The organism is Arthrobacter sp. Hiyo1, from assembly GCF_001263615.2.
In the GTDB taxonomy this organism is placed as follows: Bacteria; Actinomycetota; Actinomycetes; order Actinomycetales; family Micrococcaceae; genus Arthrobacter.
Map to the genome: position 1 here is coordinate 790,892 of NZ_DF952468.1, position 3,577 is coordinate 794,468.

The 3,577-nt window shown below is 63.5% G+C and carries 2 protein-coding genes and 2 pseudogenes; all 4 read left to right on the forward strand.

Going from position 1 to position 3,577, the window contains the following annotated elements; all coding sequences use genetic code 11:
* The first annotated feature begins 1 nt into the window (after position 1).
* Positions 2 to 1,349 (forward strand): annotated as a pseudogene (locus tag AHiyo1_RS03450) (transporter).
* 93 nt (positions 1,350 to 1,442) lie between these two features.
* A complete protein-coding gene (nagB, locus tag AHiyo1_RS03455) occupies positions 1,443 to 2,225 on the forward strand; it encodes a glucosamine-6-phosphate deaminase (RefSeq protein ID WP_059387621.1) in 783 nt (260 codons plus the stop codon).
* Positions 2,226 to 2,261: 36 nt separating this feature from the next.
* Positions 2,262 to 2,600: a DUF3039 domain-containing protein gene (locus AHiyo1_RS03460; RefSeq protein ID WP_059387622.1), complete on the forward strand. Its 339-nt coding sequence runs from the start codon at positions 2,262 to 2,264 to the stop codon at positions 2,598 to 2,600.
* 180 nt (positions 2,601 to 2,780) lie between these two features.
* A pseudogene (locus AHiyo1_RS03465) lies at positions 2,781 to 3,577 on the forward strand (DEAD/DEAH box helicase); the annotation flags it as partial.

Below are 3,577 nucleotides of genomic sequence, written 5' to 3' on the forward strand. Positions count from 1 at the left end.
CCTGATGGCCTCGGCCGCCGACATGAACGCTTGACCCTTCCCGCTTCACGACGTCGGCGATTCCCATGCGCCAGCTGCTGGCCGGGCTTACCCTCGCCGGATTCATCGGATTGCCGGGCTTGTCCACGACGATTGTGGCCTTGTTCACTGCGGCCACATGGTGGCGCAGCGTGCCGGCGGCGCTCGGCGCCCTGCTGGGTGCCGTGCTGGGCGTGCTGAGCTGCGTGGTCCTGTCGAAAGTCATCACGACGGCGACTGCAAGCCTCGCGGCCTCCCGCCGTTTCAAAGACGTGAGCAGCATTGTGGTCTTTGTGCCACTCGTGCTGATGGGACCGATCGTAGCCGGCGTCTTCAGGGGAGTATCCGGTTCCACGGGCTATCTCCCGGAACTTGCCCGGACGGTCTCCTGGACTCCACTCGGAGCTTCCTGGTCGCTTGGCGGGGATCTGGCGTCCGGAGATATTGCCGCCGCCGGCCTGAAGGCAGTGATCGGCCTCGCCACTCTCCTCGTGTTGTTTGCCGCCTGGAATGCGTTGCTCAAGCGGGCGCTGGTCACTCCGCCATATTCGGGTGGATCAAGGAAACGCGGCGGCAAACTTGGCTTGTTCGGACTGCTGCCGGCAACTCCCACCGGTGCCATTGCCGCACGCTCCCTCAGCTACTGGGTCCGCGATCCGCGCTACGCAGCTTCGCTGATGGTGGTCCCGTTGTTGCCCGTGATTTTCCTGTTCCAGTCAGCGCAGTCCGGAAGCTACTCCATGCTGGTGATTCTGGGACCCATGGCCGCCTTTGTCCTCGCATGGTCTATTTCCGCGGATGTCTCCTACGACAACACCGCCTTTGCCTTGCATCTGGCCACCGGGGTCCGCGGCATTCACGACCGGCTCGGCCGGGCCTTGGCCTGCCTGGCATTCGCCCTCCCGGTGGTGTTGATCTTCGCCGTCGGGCCCTTTTTCCTGACCGGCGACTGGGGCTGGTTGCCCGGTGTCCTGGGTCTTTCCCTCGGTGTGCTGTTCACCGGACTGGGCCTGGCCTCCATCGTGTCGGCACGGTACACGTCCACCGTGCCGTTGCCCGGTGACAGCCCGTTCAAGAAGCCGCCGGGAAACGTTGCCCAGACACTGGCGGTCCAGTTCGGGGGAATGGCAGTCTTGTTCCTCCTCGTCCTTCCGGAGCTTGTCCTGGTGATTGTCCAGTCGGTCACGGGCGATCCACTGTGGGGATGGATCAATCTGGCAATTGGTACGGTTCTCGGAGCGGCATTGTTCGTTGCGGGTGTCCGGATCGGCGGCCGATGGCTTGACCGGCGCGGGCCGGAGCTCTTCGCGCAATTGAGCGTCAACCGTTGATTCCATGAACGACAATGACAAGTTATGGGACATGGGATAACCTCGAGTTTGAACCAGTCGATCCGGGAAACACAGCTAGAAAGGTCGTGGACGATGGAAGTTGTCATCCTTCCGGGAAGCAAGCAGATCGGGGCGCTTGCCGCGGATGCCATCGAGGCGCTGCTCCTCCGAAAGCCGAATGCCGTCCTGGGCCTGGCCACAGGGTCCTCTCCGCTCCCTGTCTACGACGAATTGGCGCGCCGCCATCAGGAAAGGGGCCTCGACTTCAGCCAGGCACACGCCTTCGCCCTTGACGAATACGTGGGGCTCGAGCCTGGCCATCCGGAGTCGTACCGTGAAGTCATCCGCCGTGAATTCACGGACCGCGTCAACATCGACCCCTCCAACGTCCACAGCCCGGACGGTACCGCGGCCGACCTTCCCGCGGCCTGCCAAGCGTACGAGGACTCCATGCGCGAACTCGGCGGCGTTGACTTGCAGATCCTCGGCGTGGGCACCGACGGCCATATTGGATTCAACGAGCCCGGCTCATCGCTCGCTTCGCGGACCCGGATCAAGACGCTGATCGAGCAGACCCGCAAGGACAACGCACGGTTCTTCAAGAGCATCGACGATGTTCCCCACCACGTGGTCACGCAGGGTTTGGGAACCATCATGGATGCCCGGCACGTGGTCCTGATCGCTACGGGTGCCCAGAAAGCCCAGGCCGTCAGGGACTTCGTCGAGGGGCCGGTTGCTGCCATTTGCGCGGCATCAGTGCTGCAGATGCACCAGCACGCCACCATCTTGATCGATGAGGCTGCGGCGTCCTCGCTCAAGCTCGCCGACTACTATCGCCACACCTATGACAACAAGCCGAAATGGCAGAGCATCTGACACGGTGCATCTGATCGCGAAGCTGCAGCGGCTAAGATGGATGGCATGACGACGCTGCCTCCGGACCCATTCGAAAACGATCCCATGCGCGAGCTTTCCGGAGCCGGAACTTCCACTGCAACCATTGAGCGCGAGGAATTGCGCCAAGAAGTGGAACCCGGTGACCGGGAGCGTTTCTCGCACTATGTCCGCAAGGAAAAGATCATGGAGTCCGCCCTGACGGGCGAACCCGTGATTGCGCTGTGCGGTAAAGTGTGGACCCCTGGCCGGGACCCGCAGAAGTTCCCGGTCTGCCCCGAGTGCAAAGAAATCTATGAAGGACTTCGCCCGGGTAACGACGGCGGAGACAAAGGCGGCTCGGGCGGCTCCAAGTAGCGAGTAAGCCCCAGTAGTCGGGTATTTCCTGGTAGTAGGCGGGGGAACGCTTTCCCCTGCCTGTGTGCTGCCCTGCGTGATTCGGCGCATCCGGAACAGATTGGTGTTTTTTGTGGTTATTTGGGTTTCGCTGGCTTGCAGCGGCCTTGCTTGGAATCGTGCTGGTCGGGGGGAATCCGCGTGACTGAAACACTCTTCGGCGGCCCGGCGCTGCCTCCGGCCTATCCGGAACGCGCAGCCTGGGGAACGCCCCGAAGCTGCGCGCCTGGCAGCAGGAAGCGCTGGACCTGTACTTGAACGCGAGCCCGCGCGATTTCCTCGCCGTGGCAACGCCGGGCGCGGGTAAGACCACCTTCGCCCTGCGGATTGCGTCCATGCTCCTTGACAGCGGAACCGTGAACCGCGTGACGATCGTCGCCCCTACCGACCACCTGAAACGGCAGTGGGCGGACGCCGCCGCCAGGGTGGGCATTGCCATCGATCCGAACTTCAAGAATGCGGACGGCCAGCACGGCAGGGGCTTCGTCGGCGTCGCAGTGACCTATGCGCAGGTGGCCAGCAAGCCCATGCTCCACCGGGCCAAGACCGAGGCAGCCCGCACCCTGGTCATCCTCGACGAAATCCACCACGGTGGCGAAGCGTTGTCCTGGGGCGACGGATTGCGCGAAGCATTCGATCCAGCGGCGCGGCGCCTGGCCCTCACAGGAACGCCTTTCCGTTCCGACACCTCACCCATCCCCTTCGTGGAATACGCCGAAGACCGTGACGGCATCCGCCGCTCGAAAGCGGACTACACCTACGGTTACGGCAATGCCTTGAGGGACCACGTCGTCCGTCCCGTGCTGTTCATGGCGTATTCGGGCCAGATGCGATGGCGCACCAGCGGGGGAGACGAAATGGCGGCTTCCCTCGGCGAGGCCGCCGTGACCAAGGACATCACCTCCCAGGCGTGGCGGACCGCGCTGAACCCCAGCGGC

Excerpts from the sequence above, each read along its gene's own strand:
- nagB (WP_059387621.1), top strand. The coding sequence starts at position 1,443 with ATGGAAGTTGTCATCCTTCCGGGAAGCAAGCAGATCGGGGCGCTTGCC.
- AHiyo1_RS03460 (WP_059387622.1), top strand. The coding sequence starts at position 2,262 with ATGGATGGCATGACGACGCTGCCTCCGGACCCATTCGAAAACGATCCC.